The organism is Zafaria cholistanensis, assembly GCF_008580665.1.
GTDB classification, from domain to species: domain Bacteria; phylum Actinomycetota; class Actinomycetes; order Actinomycetales; family Micrococcaceae; genus Zafaria; species Zafaria cholistanensis.
In genome coordinates this window covers 1-17,909 of record NZ_BKDJ01000018.1, presented here as the reverse complement: position 1 = coordinate 17,909, position 17,909 = coordinate 1, and the positions used below count along the sequence as shown (strand labels likewise).

The 17,909-nt window shown below is 72.5% G+C and carries 15 protein-coding genes; 10 read left to right on the top strand and 5 right to left on the bottom strand.

Going from position 1 to position 17,909, the window contains the following annotated elements:
* The first annotated feature begins 113 nt into the window (after positions 1-113).
* Positions 114-734, top strand: a complete 621-nt coding sequence (locus NCCP_RS13445; protein ID WP_149957800.1) for a GOLPH3/VPS74 family protein — start codon at positions 114-116, stop codon at positions 732-734.
* Here the strand turns inward: NCCP_RS13445 and NCCP_RS13440 are convergent.
* Genes NCCP_RS13440 through NCCP_RS13430 form a run of 3 tightly spaced genes read right to left on the bottom strand, consistent with a single transcriptional unit; the run spans position 716 to position 7,076 of the window.
* A complete protein-coding gene (locus tag NCCP_RS13440; protein ID WP_149957799.1) occupies positions 716-2,164 on the bottom strand; it encodes a M1 family metallopeptidase in 1,449 nt (482 codons plus the stop codon). The genes NCCP_RS13445 and NCCP_RS13440 overlap by 19 nt on opposite strands.
* On the bottom strand, positions 2,161-6,114 hold the full coding sequence (locus NCCP_RS13435) for a Pls/PosA family non-ribosomal peptide synthetase (protein ID WP_172627408.1): 3,954 nt from the start codon (positions 6,112-6,114) through the stop codon (positions 2,161-2,163). The genes NCCP_RS13440 and NCCP_RS13435 overlap by 4 nt, the downstream gene beginning before the upstream one ends.
* Positions 6,111-7,076: a quinone oxidoreductase family protein gene (locus NCCP_RS13430; RefSeq protein WP_149957798.1), complete on the bottom strand. Its 966-nt coding sequence runs from the start codon at positions 7,074-7,076 to the stop codon at positions 6,111-6,113. Before NCCP_RS13430 ends, NCCP_RS13435 begins: the two co-directional genes overlap by 4 nt.
* Positions 7,077-7,270: 194 nt before the next feature.
* Between NCCP_RS13430 and argC the strand changes: the two genes are divergently transcribed.
* The 7 genes from argC to NCCP_RS13395 all read left to right on the top strand — a co-directional run bounded on the left by argC (position 7,271) and on the right by NCCP_RS13395 (position 13,867).
* Positions 7,271-8,302 carry an N-acetyl-gamma-glutamyl-phosphate reductase gene (gene argC, locus NCCP_RS13425; protein WP_149957797.1) on the top strand — a complete coding sequence of 344 codons (1,032 nt, stop codon included), beginning with the start codon at positions 7,271-7,273 and terminating at the stop codon, positions 8,300-8,302.
* On the top strand, positions 8,299-9,477 hold the full coding sequence (gene argJ / locus NCCP_RS13420) for a bifunctional glutamate N-acetyltransferase/amino-acid acetyltransferase ArgJ (RefSeq protein WP_149957796.1): 1,179 nt from the start codon (positions 8,299-8,301) through the stop codon (positions 9,475-9,477). The genes argC and argJ overlap by 4 nt, the downstream gene beginning before the upstream one ends.
* A 13-nt stretch (positions 9,478-9,490) precedes the next feature.
* Positions 9,491-10,411 (top strand): acetylglutamate kinase, encoded by a 921-nt coding sequence (gene argB, locus NCCP_RS13415; protein ID WP_149957795.1) that lies wholly within the window; start codon positions 9,491-9,493, stop codon positions 10,409-10,411.
* Complete coding sequence (locus tag NCCP_RS13410; RefSeq protein WP_149957794.1) at positions 10,408-11,649, top strand: acetylornithine transaminase; 1,242 nt, start codon at positions 10,408-10,410, stop codon at positions 11,647-11,649. Before argB ends, NCCP_RS13410 begins: the two co-directional genes overlap by 4 nt.
* Complete coding sequence (argF, locus tag NCCP_RS13405; protein ID WP_149957793.1) at positions 11,646-12,623, top strand: ornithine carbamoyltransferase; 978 nt, start codon at positions 11,646-11,648, stop codon at positions 12,621-12,623. Before NCCP_RS13410 ends, argF begins: the two co-directional genes overlap by 4 nt.
* Positions 12,620-13,147, top strand: coding sequence for an arginine repressor (locus tag NCCP_RS13400; protein ID WP_149957792.1), 528 nt, complete (start codon positions 12,620-12,622; stop codon positions 13,145-13,147). The genes argF and NCCP_RS13400 overlap by 4 nt, the downstream gene beginning before the upstream one ends.
* A gap of 153 nt (positions 13,148-13,300) precedes the next feature.
* Positions 13,301-13,867, top strand: coding sequence for an SRPBCC family protein (locus tag NCCP_RS13395; RefSeq protein WP_149957791.1), 567 nt, complete (start codon positions 13,301-13,303; stop codon positions 13,865-13,867).
* A 116-nt stretch (positions 13,868-13,983) separates the two neighbouring features.
* Here the strand turns inward: NCCP_RS13395 and NCCP_RS13390 are convergent, their stop codons facing one another.
* Both NCCP_RS13390 and NCCP_RS13385 read right to left on the bottom strand, forming a co-directional pair.
* Complete coding sequence (locus tag NCCP_RS13390; RefSeq protein ID WP_149957790.1) at positions 13,984-14,529, bottom strand: O-acetyl-ADP-ribose deacetylase; 546 nt, start codon at positions 14,527-14,529, stop codon at positions 13,984-13,986.
* A gap of 2 nt (positions 14,530-14,531) precedes the next feature.
* Positions 14,532-15,008, bottom strand: coding sequence for an ankyrin repeat domain-containing protein (locus tag NCCP_RS13385; RefSeq protein WP_149957789.1), 477 nt, complete (start codon positions 15,006-15,008; stop codon positions 14,532-14,534).
* A gap of 151 nt (positions 15,009-15,159) precedes the next feature.
* Here NCCP_RS13385 and NCCP_RS13380 point away from each other — a divergent pair, with 151 nt between their 5' ends.
* Together NCCP_RS13380 and argH are read left to right on the top strand one after the other, a co-directional pair.
* Entirely contained in the window at positions 15,160-16,371 is a 1,212-nt protein-coding gene (locus tag NCCP_RS13380) for an argininosuccinate synthase (protein ID WP_149957788.1), read from the top strand.
* On the top strand, positions 16,372-17,805 hold the full coding sequence (gene argH / locus NCCP_RS13375) for an argininosuccinate lyase (RefSeq protein ID WP_149957787.1): 1,434 nt from the start codon (positions 16,372-16,374) through the stop codon (positions 17,803-17,805).
* The last annotated feature ends 104 nt before the right edge of the window (positions 17,806-17,909 follow it).

Sequence of the window (17,909 nt, the reverse complement as noted above, 5' to 3'; positions counted from 1 at the left end):
GGCCGTGAACGGAAGGCGTCCGCCCGGGGCGCCGGGACCGGGACCGGGCCGGAATTGACGTGCCGTTCCCGCCTTGGTGAAGTGGGGGCAGGCAAAGCAACGGAAGGTTCGCCATGACCGACAGCCAGCTTCACCTCGTCCATTCCTTCGCGCTGCTGGGGCTGCGCAGGGACGGCCGGCTGGCCGTCTCCGCGGCGGCGTTCGACTGCGGCCTCGCCGGGGCACTGCTGGCGGAACTGAACGCCGCGGGGCGGATCGGGCTGAAGGACGGCCGCGTCGTGGTGCTGGACGGCTCTCCGTTGGGCGCCGCGCTGCCGGACCGGGCCCTGGAGCGCATCAAGGCCGAAGGCAAACCGCGGTACCCCGTGTGGTGGGTGCTGCGGCTGGGCAGCGTGGGCCTGCGCGAGGCCGTCCTGCGCGAACTGGTGCAGCAGGGCGAGGTGCGGGCCGAGGAGGTCCGCGTGCTGGGGATCTTTCCGTCCGAACGGTTCCCGGAGGCCGATCCCGCTCCGGAAAGGCGGCTGCGCACCCGGCTGCTCGCCGTCCTGGACGGCACCGCCGACCCCGCCCCCGGGGATGCGACCCTGGTGGCGCTGTGCCGGGCAGCGGGCCTCCTGCACAGGGAACTCGACGCCACCCCTCAGGAGCGGGTGACCGAGCTGGCCGTGGGCAACTGGGCCACCGTGGCTGTCCACCGGGCCATCGAGGAACTCTCCTACGTCTGGGTCGGCTGAGCCGCACCTGCGCCGCCGGCCCCGGAGGGGAGGCCGGCGGCGGTGACGGGCGCCGGGAAGTCCGGGAGCCCCTCCTGGAACAGCCAGGGTTTCAGGAACGCCTTGGCCCTGAAACCTTCCGGGGCGTGGGCCTCCACGTGTGCCACGAACTGGCGGTAGGTGATGCTGTCGTGCCGCTTGCGCCGGGTCCAGTCCTTGAGCATGCCGAAGAACCGCTGGTCGCCCAACCCCACGCGCAGGGCATGCAGGGCCAGCGCGCCGCGCTTGTAGACGCGGTCGTCGAACATCTTCTCCGGGCCCGGGTCGCCCACGCACAGGTCCTGGGGCAGCCGCCCCAGCCTGGTCCAGGCCTCCCGGGCGTGGGCCTGGGCGGCGGCGCCCCCGGAGGCTTCGGACCAGATCCATTCCGCATAGCAGGCGAAGCCCTCGTGCATCCAGATGTCGTCCCACCGGGCCACGGTGAGCGAATTGCCGAACCACTGGTGGCTCAGTTCGTGGGCGATCAGGCGCTGGGACTCCCATTCCAGCGAGAGGTGGTTGCGTCCCAGGATGCACAGCGTCTGCGCCTCCAGCGGGATCTCCAGGTCGTCGTCGGCGACCACCACGCCGTAGGACTCGAACGGGTAGGGGCCGAACGCCTCAATGAACGCTTGCATCATCTCCGGCATCCGGGTCAGCGCGGCGTGCGCCGCCGGGGCCAGGTGCGCGCCCACCGCCACGAACTGCGCCGGGATCCGGAGCGGGGCGGCGTGCCGGGCGCCCGACCCGCCGCCGGCGGGCTCGGGGAGGCGGTGCAGGTTGTAGCGGCCGATCTGCACCGTGGCCAGGTAGGTGGCCATCGGTTCGCGCTGCACGTACGTCCAGCTTTCCCGGCTGGCCCGCCGGGCGTGCTCCACCAGTTCCCCGTTGCAGAGCGCGCGGTAGCCGGCATCGGTGCTGACGCGGATGCGGTAGGTGGACTTCTGGCTGGGGTGGTCGTTGCAGGGGAACCACGACGGCGCCCCGTTGGGCTGGCCGGCGACGAGCACCCCGTCCGTGAGTTCCTCCCAGCCGACCTCCCCCCAGGTCCCGTCCAGCGGATGCGGATACCCGCCATAACGGATGTCCAGTTCCACGCGGACGCCCGCGGCGACGGGGCCGGGCAGAACCACGGACAGGCGGCCCTGCCGGTGGGTGAAGCGGGCCCGCTTGCCCTCCACGCCGACCCGGACCACCTGCAGGTCTCCGAGGTCCAGTTCCAGGCGCTGCAGCGGGACCAGGGCCGTTGCCCGGAGCAGGGCCCGGCCGTCCAGCCGGTTGGTGGCCAGCTTGTACTCGAGGTCCAGGTCGTAGTGGGCCACGGTGTAATCCGCGCTGCCGGCCCCGGGGAGGTAGGGGTCCGGGATCACGGGCTCGTTCTTCTGGCGGGTGGGTCGGTTTTTGGGACTCATGCGGCGGGCCGGCTCCAGGGTTGCACGGGGTTGCCCATCCAGTAGGAGGATGGCGGGAGGTTTTCGCCGCGCATGACCAGGGACGCCGGGCCCACGGTGGCCCCGGCCCCCAGCACCGCTGCGGGAAGGATCACGCCTTGTGGACCCAGGGTGGCTCCGTCGGCGATTTCCACCGTATCAATGGACATGACCCGGTCGTGGAACAGGTGGGTCTGGACCACGCAGCCGCGGTTGACGGTCGAGGCATCGCCGAGGGTGACCAGGTCGGCCTCGGGCAGCCAGTAGCTTTCGCACCAGGCGCCGTGCCCGATCCGGGCACCGAGCGCGCGCAGCCACCACACCAGTGCGGGGGTGCCGGAGGCGAGCCGGGCGAACCAGGGGGCGCTGACCATTTCGACAAAGGTGTCCACGACCTCGTTGCGCCAGATGAACGAACTCCACAGCGGGTGCTCGCCCGCGCGGATCCGTCCCACCAGGGCCCACTTGGCGAGCACCGAGACCGCGGCGGCGAGGGCGCCGGCGGCCAGCAGCACGGCGCCGCTGGCCGCGGCCGCCGCCGCGTAGCCGAAGGACCCGGCCAGCGCATCCAGGGCCGCGAACACCAGGACGGCGATGGCCACGGTGACGGCCACCGGCACGAACCGGCACAGCTCCCACAGCATGCGGGCGGCCTTCAGGCGCCGCGGCGGCTCGAAGGTGCGGGACTCGTCGGCGGCGACGGCGGTCCGGCGCAGGCGCACGGGCGGGCTGCCCAGCCAGGAGGACCCGCTTTTGGCTTTCGCCGGGGTGGCGGAGAGCACGGCCACCAGCCCGTCCTTGGGAACCCGCCGGCCGGCGCCGGCCATGCCGGAGTTGCCCAGGAACGCGCGCTTGCCGATTTTCGCCCGGCCCACCCGCATCCAACCGCCGCCGAGTTCGTAGGAGGCGACCATGGTGTCATCGGCCAGGAACGCCCCGCTGCCGATCGTGGTCATCTTGGGCAGCAGCAGGACCGTCGAGGCCTCCACGTTGCGGCCCACCTTTGCCCCCAGCAGCCGCAGCCACACCGGGGTGAACAGGCTGGCGTAGATCGGGAACAGGCGGTCCCGGGCCATGTCGAGCACCCGTTCGGTGGCCCACACCTGCCAGCCGACCCGGCCGCGCACCGGATGCCAGCCCTCGGTGATGCCCACGCCAAGCAGGCGCACGATCAGCACGATCAGCGCCGCATTGACCACGAACCAGGCCAGGGCCGCCAGCGGGACCGCCAACAGCAAATCCGGCAGGGCCTGCCCCAGGCTGCCGTGGCCGCGCGCCGCCACGCCGAGCACCGCCACGGCCGCCAGCATGCCGCCGTAGGGCAGCAGCGACAGGGCCGCGGAGGCCGTCCCGAACCAGAACGCGCTCCAGCGGCCGCGGTGGGGGAACTCCTGGGGCCAGGCCGGCTTGGCCTTACCGGTGCGTTGGGCGGGGGATCCGGAATAGGCCGTGCCTGCCCTGGTTTGCCCGACAATGGACGAACCCGGGGCGACGTCGGCGCGATCGGCCACCGCGGCCCCCGGCAGCAGCGTGCTGCGTGAGCCCACCGTGGCTCCGGCGCCCACCTCCACGGGGCCGACGTGCACCCGGTCTCCGTCGATCCAGTACCCGGAGAGGTCAACTTCCGGCTCCACCGAGGCACCGGGGCCCAGGGTGAGCATGCCGGTGACCGGGGGCACTGAGTGCAGGGTCGCGCCGCGGCCGATCCGGGCCCCGAGTGCCCGCGCGTAGTACTGGACCCAGGGGGCGCTGGCGAGGCTGACGGGGTCCACCAGGTCGGCGATGTGCTGTGCCAGCCACAGCCTCAGGTGCACCTTGCCCGAGCGCGGGTAGGAGCCCGGGCGCAGCCCGCGCAGCAGTACCCGGGCGGCGGCCACGGACAGGCCCATCCGTCCCAGCGGGCTGACGAAGACCAGCCACGCGGCCGCGACCCACCACCAGGACACGGCGGGCGCTCCGGTGAGCAGCCCCAGCGCGGCCAGCACGTTGTTCAGCGCCATCAGGTAGGTCAGCCAGCGCATGCCGGCGAGGATGAACAGCGGGATGCCCATCAGGGTCTGAAAGACCTGGGCGCGGCGGGTGGTGCGGGCGACCTCGCGCGCGGAGACGGGCCCGGCGGCGGCGGTGCCGCCCAGGTGCTCGATGAGGGCGCCGATGCGCGGGTGGGAGTAGACGTCGGCCACCGTGACGGTGGGGTACTTGGCCCGGAGGGCGGAAACCAGCTGCGCGGCGGAGAGCGACCCGCCCCCGGCGGCGAAAAAGTCCGCGTCGAGGCTGCCGGCGGGGGCTCCGAGCACGGAGCCCCACTGCTCCACCACCCAGCGGGCCTCCGGGTCCAGGTCCGGCAGGGCGCCCTCGGGCTCGGCGCCGGCGCCGGGAAGCGGCCAGGGCAGCGCATTGCGGTCCACCTTGCCGCTGGTCTTGGTCGGCAGCGTGTCCACCACGGCCAGCAGCGGGATCAGCGGAGCCGGCAGCTGGCCCGCCAGCAGGCCGCGCGCGGCGGCGGTGTCGTACCCTTCGGGAGCGGCGAGGTAGCCCACCAGGACCTGGTTCCCCGCGGCGGTCGTCTTCACGGCCGCGGCCGCACCGGCGACGTCCGGCAGGGACTGCAGGGCGGCGTCGATCTCGCCCAGCTCGATCCGCCGCCCGCCGAGCTTGACCTGCTCGTCCGCGCGTCCCACGAAGAGCAGGCCCTCCGGATCGAAGACCACCAGGTCCCCGGAGCGGTAGGCGCGGTCCCATCCCAGGGTCTCCATTGGCGCGTACTTCTCCGCGTCCTTGGCCGGGTCCAGGTAGCGGGCCAGGCCGACGCCGCCGATGATCAGCTGCCCGGTCTCGCCCGCGGCAACCGGAACGCCGGCCTCGTCCACGACGGCCAGGTCCCAGCCGTCCAGCGGCAGGCCGATCCGCACCGGCCCCTTCCCGTCCATCGGCGCGGCGCAGGCCACCACCGTCGCCTCGGTGGGCCCGTAGGTGTTCCAGACCTCGCGGCCGGGCACGGCCAGGCGAGCGGCCAGTTCGGGCGGGCACGCCTCGCCCCCGAAAATCAGCAGCCGCACGTTCTCCAGCGCCTCGGCCGGCCACAGCGCGGCCAGCGTGGGGACCGTGGAGACGGCCGTAATGCCGCGGGTGACCAACCACGGGCCCAGGTCCATGCCGGAGCGCACCAGGGCGCGCGGGGCCGGGACCAGGCAGGCGCCGTGGCGCCAGGCCAGCCACATCTCCTCGCAGGAAGCGTCGAAGGCCACGGACAGCCCCGCGAGCACGCGGTCCTGCGGTCCCAGCGGCTCGGCCTGCAGGAACAGGCGGGCCTCGGCGTCCACGAACGCGGCCGCGGAACGGTGGGAAACGGCCACCCCCTTGGGGGTCCCGGTGGAGCCGGAAGTGAAGATGATCCAGGCGTCGTCCTGGGGGAGCGGGCCCCGCGGGGCCGGGTGCGGGGCGGGCCGCTTCCGTCCGCCGCCCTGGGGGGCGGGGACAATCCTGCCCCCGTCCTGCAGGACGGCGGCGACCTTCGCCTCGGCGAAGACCAGCCGGGCGCGCTCGTCGGGATCGTCGGCATCCACCGGAACGTAGGCGGCGCCAATGGACAGCGTGGCCAGGATGGCGATGTACAGCTCGCGCGTACCGGAGGCGATGCGGATGCCGATCCGGTCGCCCGGCCCGAACCCGGCCCCGTGCAGCGCGCGGGCCTTGTCCCGCACGGCTTCCAGCAGTTCGGCGTAGCTGAGCGAGGCAGTGCCGTCGTCGAGCGCGGGGGAGTCGGGGTGGGATGCGGCGCTGGCCGCGAGGATGTCGACCAGCGTGCGCGGCCCGGCGGCGAGCGCGCCTCCGGGCAGCTGCGGCAGGTAGGTTTCGCGGCGGGGACCCGGCAGGCGGGGATCCAGCAGGCCGCGGTGCTGCGCGTGGGGTGCTGCGGGCTCCTGCGTCACGGGACCAGGATCAGCTTGCCGGTGGTGGCGCGCGACTCGAGGTCGGCATGGGCCCGGGCGGCATCGCGCAGGGGGTAGCGCCCGCCGATGCGCACCTTGAGGGTGCCTTCCGCGGCCAGCCCGAAGATCTCCCCGGAGCGCCAGCTGCGCTCCTCCGGGGTGCTCAGGAAGTGCGCCAGCCTCGGGCGGGTCACGGTGAGCGATCCCAGGGCGTTCAGCCGCTGCAGGTCCAGAGGAGGCACCTGGCCAGAGGCGCCGCCAAACAGCACCAGCGTGCCGCGCAGGCGCAGCGAACGCAGCGAGCCCTCGAACGTGTCGCGGCCCACGCCGTCGTACACCACCTCCACGCCGCGCCCCCCGGTCAGTTCGCGCACGCGCTCCGGCACGTCGGCGTAGCCGAGCACGTGGTCCGCCCCCGCGGCGCGGGCCAGTTCCGCCTTCTCCGGGGTGGAGGTGGTGGTGATGACCGTGGCCCCGCGCAGCTTCAGCAGCTGGGTGAGCAGCAGGCCCACCCCGCCGGCTCCGGCGTAGGTGAGCGCGGTGTCGCCGGCGGAGACGTTGAAGCTGGAATTGACCAAATAGTGGGCGGTAAGGCCCTGCAGTGCCAGCGCCGCCGCGGTCTCCAGCTCCAGTGCCTCCGGAACCGGCAGCGCCCGGTCCGCGTCCAGCACCACATACTCGGCGTAGGTGCGCGCGCCCGTGGCGGTGGCAACGCGGTCCCCCAGGGCGAACCCGGAGACCCCCTGGCCCACTTCCTCCACGGTGCCGGCCGCCTCCTGGCCGGGGCAGAAGGGGAAGTCGACAGGGTAGATGCCGGAACGCTCATAGGTGTCGATGAAGTTCACCCCGGCGGCCGCAACCTTCACCAGCAGCTGTCCGGGACCCGGAACCGGCCGCGGGACCTCGGCGGCTTCCAGGACGTCGGGCCCACCGGGGCGCGGGGCGAAAATGGCGTACGGCATGGGGGCTCCTCGGGAAGGGGCGGGCGAATCTGGACAACTGTAGGACCGGGCGGTTAACGGAGTATGAATGGAGCACGCCACCGGGCGCCAGTGTGGGGCATCCCACGAAGGCTGCCGGTCCTGGCCGCCCCGGACGGCAAAAAGGCGTGAATAATTATTAGCCACAATGCATAAACGGGTCTAGAGTGGACGGCATGACCATCTCAGTAGCGGTTTCCGGAGCCAGCGGGTACGCCGGCGGCGAGGTCCTGCGCCTGCTTGCCCACCACCCCAACACCACTATCGGCGCCATCACGGCGCACAGCAACGCCGGCCAGCGCCTGGGGGCCCTGCAGCCGCACCTGCACGCGCTCGCCGACCGCGTCCTGGTGGACACCACGGTGGAGAACCTGGCCGGGCACGACGTCGTCTTCCTGGCCCTGCCGCACGGGGCCAGCGCGGAGATCGCCGCCCAGCTGCCCGCAGACACGCTGGTGATCGACGCCGGCGCCGACCACCGGCTGGAATCCTCCGCCGCCTGGGAGAAGTTCTACGGCTCCGCCCACGCCGGCACCTGGCCCTACGGGCTGCCCGAACTGCCCGGACAGCGGGAGAAGCTGCGCGGGGCCAAGCGCATCGCCGTTCCCGGCTGCTACCCGACCAGCGCCCAGCTGGCCCTGGTTCCCGGCTTCGCCGCCGGCCTGCTGGAGCCGCACGACGTGGTCATCGTGTCCGCCTCGGGAACCTCCGGCGCCGGCAAGTCCGCCAAGACCCACCTGCTCGGCTCGGAGGTCATGGGCGGGATGAGCCCCTACGGCGTCGGCGGCGCCCACCGCCACACCCCGGAGATGGAGCAGGGCTTCTCCAACGCCGCCGGGGAGCCGGTCTCCGTTTCCTTCACCCCCACGCTGGCACCGATGTCCCGCGGCATCCTCACCACCGCCACCGCACGGGTCAGGCCGGGCGTGGGCGCGGCCGCGCTGCGCGCCGCCTGGGAGCAGGCCTACGCGGACGAGCCGTTCGTGCGCCTGCTGCCGGCCGGCCAGTGGCCGCACACCAAGCACGTCGTGGCCTCCAACCACGCCACCCTCCAGCTGGCCTTCGACGAGCACGCCGGACGCGTGATCGTTGCCTGCGCCATCGATAACCTCACCAAGGGCACCGCCGGCGGTGCCGTCCAATCCATGAACATCGCCCTGGGCCTGCCGGAAACCGCCGGGCTCGGCATCGAAGGAGTCGCCCCGTGACCGCTTCCCCGCTTGGCGTCACCGCCCCCGCCGGCTTCCGCGCCGCCGGCGTCGCCGCCGGCCTGAAGGCCTCCGGCAAGCCGGACCTGGCCCTGGTGGTCAACGACGGCCCGCTCCGGCACGCCGCCGCCGTCTTCACCTCCAACCGCGTCGCCGCCGCCCCGGTGCACTGGTCCCGCCAGGCCGTCAGCGACGGCCGGGCCGACGCCGTGGTGCTCAACTCCGGAGGGGCCAACGCCTGCACCGGCGCGCTCGGCTTCCAAAACACCCACGCCACCGCCGAGCACGTGGCGCAGGTGCTCGGCGTCAGCTCCGGCGACGTGCTGGTCTGCTCCACCGGGCTGATCGGCGAACAGCTGCCGATGGACAAGCTCCTGCCCGGGGTCGACGCGGCGGCCGCGCAGCTGGGCACCGGCAGCGGGTTCGACGGCGGATCCGCCGCGGCCGCCGCCATCATGACCACCGACACCGTGTCCAAGCAGTCCGGCTTCGCCGGCACCGGCTATTCGATTGGCGGCATGGCCAAGGGCGCCGGCATGCTGGCTCCCGGCCTGGCCACCATGCTGGTGGTCCTCACCACCGACGCCGTCGTGGAACCGGCGGCGCTGGAGGCCGCGCTGCGCGGGGCCACCCGGGTGAGCTTCGACCGCGCCGACTCCGACGGCTGCATGTCCACCAACGACACCGTCATCCTGCTCGCCTCCGGGGCCTCCGGCGCCGTGCCGGACCCCGACGAGTTCGCCGCCGGCCTCACCACGGTGTGCACCGACCTGGCGTTGCAGCTGATCCGCGACGCCGAGGGCGCCTCCCACGACATCACCATCCGCACCTTCAACGCCGCCAGCGAAGCGGACGCCGAGGAGGTCGGACGCGCCGTCGCCCGGTCCAACCTGTTCAAGACCGCCATCTTCGGGCAGGACCCGAACTGGGGCCGCGTGCTCTCCGCCGTCGGCACCACCAAGGCCGCCTTCGAGCCGGAGAACCTGAACGTGTGGATGAACGGCGTGCAGGTCTGCCGCTCCGGCGGCGTGGGCGAAGACCGCAGCCTGGTGGACCTGTCCGGGCGCGAGGTCCTGGTGGAGATCGACCTCGCCGCCGGCGGCGCCGAGGCCTCGATTTGGACCAACGACCTTACCCACGACTACGTCCACGAAAACTCCGCGTACTCCAGCTAGGAAGGCCCGCCCCATGAGCAGCACGCCCCCCACGCCCACGGACGCCGCCCAGCGCAAGGCCGAGGCCCTCATCGAGGCCCTGCCCTGGATCCAGCGCTTCGCCGGCTCCCGCATGGTGATCAAGTACGGCGGCAATGCCATGGTCAACGACGACCTCCGGCGCGCCTTCGCGGAGGACATCGTCTTCCTGCACCACGCCGGCATCCGCCCGGTGGTGGTCCACGGCGGCGGCCCGCAGATCAACGCCATGCTGGGGCGGCTCGGCATCGAATCCGAGTTCAAGGGCGGGCTGCGGGTGACCACCCCCGAGGCCATGGACGTGGTCCGCATGGTGCTCACCGGGCAGGTGGGCCGCGAGCTGGTCGGGCTGATCAACTCCCACGGCCCCTACGCCGTGGGCCTCTCCGGCGAGGACGGAGCGCTGCTGCGCGCCGAGCGCACCGGAACGGTCATTAACGGCGAGGAGGTGGACCTGGGCCTGGTCGGCGAGGTCACCGGCGTGGACCCGAGCTCCATCATCGACCTGCTCGAGGCCGGGCGCATCCCGGTCATCTCCACCGTGGCCCCCGAGGTCGACCCCGGGGGCACCCCCACCGGCCAGGTGCTCAACGTGAACGCGGACACCGCCGCGGCCGCCGTCGCGGTGGCGCTGGGATCGAGCAAGCTGGTGATCCTGACCGACGTCGAGGGCCTGTACGCGAACTGGCCGGACAAGTCCTCGCTGATCTCTTCGCTCACCGCCGGGGAACTGCGCGCCATGCTCCCGGACCTGGAGTCGGGAATGATCCCGAAGATGGCCGCCTGCCTCAAGGCCGTGGACGAGGGCGTGGACCGCGCCCACATCGTCGACGGCCGCCAGCCCCATTCGATGCTGCTGGAGGTCTTCACCTCCGCCGGCGTCGGCACCCAAGTCGTCCCGGAGGAAAAGAAATGACCGAACTGGCCGCAACCGCGGAACTTGCCGGCCTGGCCGGCCTGCACGGACCCGAGCTCCTGAAGCGCTACAACCGCTCCCTGATGGGTGTCTTCGGCACCCCCCAGCGCGTGCTGGTGCGCGGCCAGGGCTGCCTGGTCTGGGACGCCGACGGCAAGGAGTACCTGGACCTGCTCGGCGGCATTGCCGTGAACGCGCTGGGCCACGCCCACCCGCTGCTCACCTCGGTGGTCTCCTCCCAGCTGGCCACCCTGGGCCACGTCTCCAACTTCTTCACCAGCCCCACGCAGATCGCCCTCGCCGAGAAGCTGCTGGCCCTCTCCGGCGCACCGGAAGGGTCCAGGGTCTTCTTCGCCAACTCCGGCGCCGAGGCCAACGAGGCCGCGTTCAAGCTGGCCCGGCGCAACGCCGGCACCGCCGCAAAGCCGCGCACCCGCATCATTGCGCTGGAGAACTCCTTCCACGGCCGCACCATGGGTGCCCTGGCCCTGACCTGGAAGGCGGCCTACCGCGAGCCGTTCGAGCCGCTGCCCGGCGGGGTCGAGTGGGTCCCGGCCGGCGACGCCGACGCGCTGCGCGCCGCGGTCGACGACACGGTCGCGGCGGTCTTCATCGAACCCATCCAGGGCGAGGCCGGCGTGCGCGGCTACCCGGAGGGCTACCTGGAAACCGCCCGCCAGCTGACCCGCGAGCACGGCGCCCTGCTGGTCTTCGACGAGGTCCAGACGGGCGTCGGGCGCACCGGCAAATGGTTCGCCTCCGAAGGGGTCCTGCCCGACGCCATGACCCTGGCCAAGGGCCTGGGCGGCGGCCTGCCGATCGGGGCCCTGATCACCTTCGGCGAAGCGGCCTCGACGCTGCTGGCTGCCGGCCAGCACGGCACGACCTTCGGCGGCAACCCGGTCGCCACCGCGGCCGCGCTGGCGACCCTGCACGCCATCGAGTCCCAGGACCTGCTCCGCCACGTCACCGAGACCGGCGAGGCCGTCCGCGCCGCGCTGGCCGCCGTCGGGGTGATCACCGAGGTGCGCGGGCAGGGCCTGCTCGTCGGCTTCGACCTGGACGCCGACATCGCCCCCGCCTTCGTCCAGCGCGCCCTGGAGGCCGGGTTCATCGTCAACGCCCCGGGGCCGCGCACCGTGCGCCTGGCCCCGCCGCTGATCGTCACCGCGGAGCAGCTGATGCGCTTCGTCGACGCCGTCCCCGCCATCCATGCCGCCGCCAAGGAGACCCCGTGAGCACCAGCCCCGTCCGCCACTTCCTGGTCGACACCGACCTGAGCCCCGTCGAGCAGGCCCAGGTACTGGACCTGGCCCTGGCCATGAAGGCCGACCGCTATGGTTACCGGCCGTTCGCCGGCCCGCAGACCGTGGCCGTCATCTTCGACAAGACCTCCACCCGCACGCGCGTTTCCTTCGCCGCGGGGATCGCCGAACTGGGCGGCTCGCCGCTGGTCATCAACGCCGGCGAATCCCAGCTGGGCCACAAAGAGTCCATCTCCGACTCGGCCAAGGTCCTGGAGCGGATGGTCTCCACCATCGTGTGGCGCACCTACGCCCAGTCCGGGCTGGAGGAGATGGCGGCGAACTCCGGCGTGCCGGTCATCAACGCCCTCTCCGACGACTACCACCCCTGCCAGCTGCTGGCCGACCTGCTCACCGTGCGCGAGCACAAGGGCACCCTGGCCGGGCTGACCATGACGTACCTGGGCGACGCCGCCAACAACATGGCCAACTCCTACCTGCTGGCCGGCGCCACCGCGGGCATGCACGTGCGCATCGCCGGTCCCGAGGGCTACCTGCCTGCCGAACACATCGTGGCGGCGGCCCAGGCCCGCGCGGCCGAGACCGGCGGGTCGGTGCTGGTCACCTCCGATGCCCAGGCCGCGCTGGCCGGGGCGGACGTGGTTGCCACGGACACCTGGGTCTCCATGGGCCAGGAGGAGGAGAAGGAGGCGCGCCTGCAGCTTTTCCGCGCCTACGCCGTGGACTCCGCGGCGATGCGGCTGGCCGCGCCGGACGCGGTGGTGCTGCACTGCCTGCCGGCCTACCGCGGCTATGAGATTGCCGCCGAGGTCATAGACGGCGCGCAGTCCGTGGTGTGGGACGAGGCGGAGAACCGCCTGCATGCGCAGAAGGCGCTCATGGCCTGGCTGATGGCCGAGTCCGGCCTGGCCGAGCTGGAGGGCACGACGGCGGCCCGCAACCGATGAGCGTCTCTTCCGCCCAGCCCAGCTCCACCCAGCCGGGCACCAAGATCGCCCGGCAGGCGCGCATCAAGGCGATCCTGGGGGCCGCGTCGGTGCGGTCCCAGGCCGAACTGGCCGCGTTGCTGGCGGGGGAGGGCATCCAGGTCACCCAGGCGACCCTCTCGCGGGACCTTGTGGAGCTGGGGGCGATCAGGGTCCGCGGCGTCGACGGCGGGCTGGTGTACGCGGTGCGCGCCGAGGGCGGGGACCGCACCCCGCGCACCGGGCCCACCCAGGAGGTGCTGGACGCGCGGCTGGCCAAGCTGTGCGCCGAATTGCTGGTGACCGCCGAGGCCTCCGGGAACATTGTGGTGCTGCGGACTCCGCCGGGGGCCGCGAACTTCCTGGCCCTGGCCATCGACCACTCGGTCCTGCCCGACGTGCTGGGCACCATCGCCGGGGACGACACCGTCCTGCTGGTCACCCGCGATGCCCGGGGCGGGGAGGACGTGGCAGCCCGGTTCCTGGAACTGGCCGACCCCCAATAGCGGCACCTCCCGCCCCGGAAAGCAGGGGTGGCCCGGTCCCTTGCACGGCCGGGCAGGGGGTTTGCGCCCGGCGGGGCCGGGTGCAAGCATGGGGTAGCAGGAACGGGCCGTGCCACAGGGGGTACGGTGCCGCCTAACGCAGGGGAGGCCACAGTGTCCGCATCCACCGACCGCATTGAACGTTCGATCCTGATCCGCACGGATCTCGCCGCGGCTTGGGCCCTGGTGTCCGAACCCGGCTGGTTCATCAACGACGGCGGCATCACCCGGCACGAGGTGGAACACGACGGCGACCTCGCCCGCGTCACCGACCCCGACCACGGAACGTTCCTGATCCGCACGGTGGCGCTGGAGGAGCCGCACCGTGCGGCGTTCCGGTGGCTTCCCGTCGGGCCCATCCCCGAACCCCGGGCGTCCGGCGGACTTCCGCTCGAACCGGCCTCCGAAACCGCGCACGCTGCCGTGCCGGAGGCAGGGCAGGCAGGGGACGAGGGCTCGACGCTGATCGAATTCCAGCTGGAGGACTGCGGCGACGGCACCGTGCGGCTCACCGTCTCCGAGAGCGGCTTCGAGTCCCTCCCCGTCCCGGAGGAGACCCGCCGGCACACCCGCGAGGACAACACCGAGGGGTGGATCATCGAACTGGCCGTCGCCCGCCAGTTCCTGGAGCGCGGCCCGGTCCCCGAGGCCCCCGCGTGGAGCCTTCTCGCCGAGGACTGACCCCTCGAGGACTGACCGCCTGGAAGTGACCCGTCGGGGATTCCGGCAGCTCGGGGATTCCGGAGGCGGAGGGCCGGGCGGGCGGGAACAGCGCCGGCCGGGCGGGGCGGCCGGCCCTATCCGCCGGCGGCGCGCCGGAAAGCGGCCTCCTGCGCGGCGCCGAACAGCACGAACCGCACCTCGGCGATGCCGCCGTCCTCCTGCTCCTGCAGGGCGTGGCCGGGCGCCCCGCGCCAGCCGCGCACCGCGTCCAGCGCGATCCGCGCCACCTCCTCCACGTCCCACCCGTAGACCCCGGCGCTGACCGCCGGAAAGGCGATGCTGCGCGCGCCCAGCCCCGCGGCGACATCCAGGCTGGAGGTGAAGCACGACGCCAGCAGCGCCGGATCGGTCTGGCCGGCATGGCGGTTGGGTCCCACGGTGTGGATGACCCAGCGCGCGGGCAGCCGTCCGGCCGTGGTGGCCACGGCCTGGCCCACGGCCAGTCCGCGGGGCAGCACGGTCCGGCGCAGTTCGCGGCAGGCGGCGGCCAATTCGGGGCCGGCAGCGGCGTGGATGGCTCCGTCCACCCCGCCGCCGCCGGCGAGCGCGGAATTGGCGGCGTTGACGATCGCGTCCGTGTCCTGGACGGTGATGTCCCCGCGGCGGACCGTGATGCGCATGGCTAGAGGTATTCCCCGATGACCTTCCGCAGCTCCGGCAGCCCGAACATGTCGGTCACCGCCAGCGCGTTCTGCGCCCCCAGCCGCGGGTCGGCCCCGTGCTCCAGCAGGAAGCGCGTCAGGGGCTCGTTCTGGCGGAAGACCGCGCAGGTGAGCGCCCCCTGGCCCTTGTCGTTGAGCCGGTTGACGTCCGCGCCGCGCTCGACGAGCCCGCGGACGATCGCGTCCTGGTCCTTGTAGGCGGCAAGAATCATCAGGGTGTCGCCCTTGGAGTCGGTGAGGTCCGCGGGCAGCCCCTGGTCGACCAGGGCGAGCAGGCGCTCGGCCTCTCCGTTGCGCGCCATGTCGAAGGTCGAGTGGAGGAAGGCGAGCTCATCGTCGGTGAGCTGGGTCTCGGCGGGCCGGGTTTCGGCGGGCGGGGTCTCGGCGAGCGGGGCGCCCCCCTGGGCGGGGGTGCCAGCGGCGGAATCCTGAGTCATGATGAACAGGGTACCGCCCGCCCCCCAATTCGGCCCCGGCATGCCGCGGATCGCCCTTTCTGCATATTTATGTAGACTTGTGAATAAGAAACGACACTGTCCCGCGGGCATCCGCGCGCGCGGGAGGCAGTTACTGAGCAAGGAGAACACCGTGAAGGAACGCATCGTCCTCGCCTATTCGGGCGGCCTGGACACCTCCGTCGCCATCGGCTGGATCGCCGACGCCACTGGCGCCGAGGTGATCGCCGTGGCCGTCGACGTGGGACAGGGCGGCGAGTCCCTGGAGACGGTGCGCCAGCGCGCCCTCGGCTGCGGCGCCGTCGAGGCCTACGTGGCCGACGCCCGCGACGAGTTCGCCAACGAGTACTGCATGCCCACCCTGAAGGCCGGCGCGCTGTACCAGAACCACTACCCGCTGATTTCGGCGATCTCCCGCCCGGTCATCGTCAAGCACCTGGTCAAGGCGGCCAAGCAGTTCGGCGCCACCACCGTCGCCCACGGCTGCACCGGCAAGGGTAACGACCAGGTCCGTTTCGAAGTCGGGATCCAGACCCTGGGTCCGGACCTGAAGTGCATCGCGCCGGTCCGCGACCTGGCGCTGACCCGCGACAAGGCCATCGCCTACGCGGAGGAGAAGAACCTCCCGATCGAGACCACCAAGAAGAACCCCTACTCGATCGACCAGAACGTCTGGGGCCGGGCCATCGAGACCGGCTACCTCGAGGACATCTGGAATGCCCCGACCAAGGACATCTACAGCTACACGGACTCGCCGGAGTTCCCGCCGGCCCCCGACGAGGTCACCATCACCTTCAAGGAGGGCATCCCGGTGGCCATCGACGGCGTCGCGGTCACCCCGCTGCAGGCCATCGAGCAGCTGAACCGCCGCGGCGGCGCCCAGGGCATCGGCCGCATCGACATGGTGGAGGACCGCCTGGTGGGCATCAAGTCCCGCGAGATCTACGAGGCCCCCGGCGCCATGGTCCTCATGGAGGCCCACAAGCACCTGGAGAACGTGACCGTCGAGCGCGAGCAGGCCCGCTTCAAGGCCACCGTCTCCCAGCGCTGGTCCGAACTGGTCTACGACGGCCAGTGGTTCTCCCCGCTGAAGCGCTCGCTGGACACCTTCATCGAGGACACCCAGCGCTACGTCTCCGGCGACATCCGCATGGAGCTGCACGGCGGCCGCGCGGTGGTCAACGGCCGCCGCTCGGACACCGGCCTGTACCGCTTCGACCTGGCGACCTACGACACCGGCGACACGTTCGACCAGTCCAGCGCCCGCGGCTTCATCGACATCTTCGGCCTGACCTCCAAGGTCGCCACCGAGCGCGACGAGCGCGTGGCCGGAGAGGCCAAGTAAGTGGCCGCGGACGGCCCGGCGCGCTCGGGAACGAATGAGGGCGCGCTGTGGGGCGGCCGGTTCGCCGGCGGCCCCGCGGACGCCCTCGCCGCCCTGAGCAAGTCGACCCACTTCGACTGGCGGCTGGCCCGCTACGACATCGCCGGCTCCAAGGCCCACGCGCGCGTCCTGCACACCGCGGGGCTGCTCGATGACGCCGAACTGGCCGGGATGCTGGACGCCCTGGACCGGCTGGACGCCGATGTCGTCTCCGGAGCGTACGTTCCGGCGGAGTCCGACGAGGACGTGCACGGTTCGCTGGAACGCGGCCTGATCGAACGGGCCGGTCCCGCCCTTGGCGGCAAGCTGCGCGCCGGCCGGTCCCGCAACGACCAGGTCGCCACGCTGGGGCGCATGTTCCTGCGCGACCACGCGCGGATCATCGCCCGCGGCGTGCTGGCCACGGTCGATGCGCTGGTCGGGCAGGCCGAGGCGCACCCGCACGCGGCGATGCCGGGCCGGACCCACCTGCAGCACGCGCAGCCGGTCCTGCTGTCCCACCACCTGCTGGCCCACGCGTGGGCGCTGCTGCGCGACGTGCAGCGGCTGGCGGACTGGGACAGGCGCGCCGCGGTCTCCCCGTACGGCTCCGGTGCCCTTGCCGGCTCCACGCTGGGGCTGGACCCCAACGCAGTGGCCGCGGACCTGGGCTTTGATTCGGCCGTCTGGAACTCGATCGACGGCACCGCCGCGCGGGATGTCTTCGCCGAATTCGCCTGGGTCGCGGCCATGATCGGCGTGGACCTCTCCCGGGTCTCCGAGGAGGTCATCCTCTGGGCCACCAAGGAGTTCTCCTTCGTCACGCTCGACGACGCCTACTCCACGGGGTCCTCGATCATGCCGCAGAAGAAGAACCCCGACGTGGCCGAGCTGGCCCGCGGCAAGGCCGGGCGCCTGATCGGCGACCTCACCGGGCTGCTGGCCACGCTCAAGGGCCTGCCGCTGGCCTACAACCGCGACCTGCAGGAAGACAAGGAGCCGGTCTTCGACGCGGCGGACACGCTGGAGCTGCTGCTTCCGGCCGTCTCCGGGATGATCGCGACGCTGCGGTTCAACACCGCGCGGATGGCCGAACTTGCCCCGTTGGGCTTCGCGCTGGCCACCGACATCGCCGAATGGCTGGTCCGCCAGGGCGTGCCGTTCCGCGAGGCGCACGAGCTCTCCGGCGCGGCCGTGAAGCTGGCCGAGTCCCGCGGCGTGGAGTTGTGGGACCTGACCGATGAGGACTATGCGGGAATCTCCGCGGCGCTGACCCCCGAGGTCCGCACCGTGCTCAGCACCGAGGGGTCGCTGAACGCCCGCAGCGCGCAGGGCGGCACCGCGCCGTCCGCCGTCGCCGCGCAGCTGGACGCGCTCAAGGGGCAGCTGGAGGCCCTCCGCGGCTACGCGGGCTAGCGCCTGCCGGGTTCCCGGGCCCGCGGGACCCACGGGGCGGGGTCCGGCCCGCGGTTTTCCAGACCGCACGACGGCGGCCGGTGGCCTTCCGCACGGAAGGCCAC

Excerpts from the sequence above, each read along its gene's own strand:
- NCCP_RS13445 (WP_149957800.1), top strand. The coding sequence starts at position 114 with ATGACCGACAGCCAGCTTCACCTCGTCCATTCCTTCGCGCTGCTGGGG.
- NCCP_RS13440 (WP_149957799.1), bottom strand. The coding sequence starts at position 2,164 with ATGAGTCCCAAAAACCGACCCACCCGCCAGAAGAACGAGCCCGTGATC.
- NCCP_RS13430 (WP_149957798.1), bottom strand. The coding sequence starts at position 7,076 with ATGCCGTACGCCATTTTCGCCCCGCGCCCCGGTGGGCCCGACGTCCTG.
- argC (WP_149957797.1), top strand. The coding sequence starts at position 7,271 with ATGACCATCTCAGTAGCGGTTTCCGGAGCCAGCGGGTACGCCGGCGGC.
- argB (WP_149957795.1), top strand. The coding sequence starts at position 9,491 with ATGAGCAGCACGCCCCCCACGCCCACGGACGCCGCCCAGCGCAAGGCC.
- NCCP_RS13410 (WP_149957794.1), top strand. The coding sequence starts at position 10,408 with ATGACCGAACTGGCCGCAACCGCGGAACTTGCCGGCCTGGCCGGCCTG.
- NCCP_RS13400 (WP_149957792.1), top strand. The coding sequence starts at position 12,620 with ATGAGCGTCTCTTCCGCCCAGCCCAGCTCCACCCAGCCGGGCACCAAG.
- NCCP_RS13390 (WP_149957790.1), bottom strand. The coding sequence starts at position 14,529 with ATGCGCATCACGGTCCGCCGCGGGGACATCACCGTCCAGGACACGGAC.
- NCCP_RS13385 (WP_149957789.1), bottom strand. The coding sequence starts at position 15,008 with ATGACTCAGGATTCCGCCGCTGGCACCCCCGCCCAGGGGGGCGCCCCG.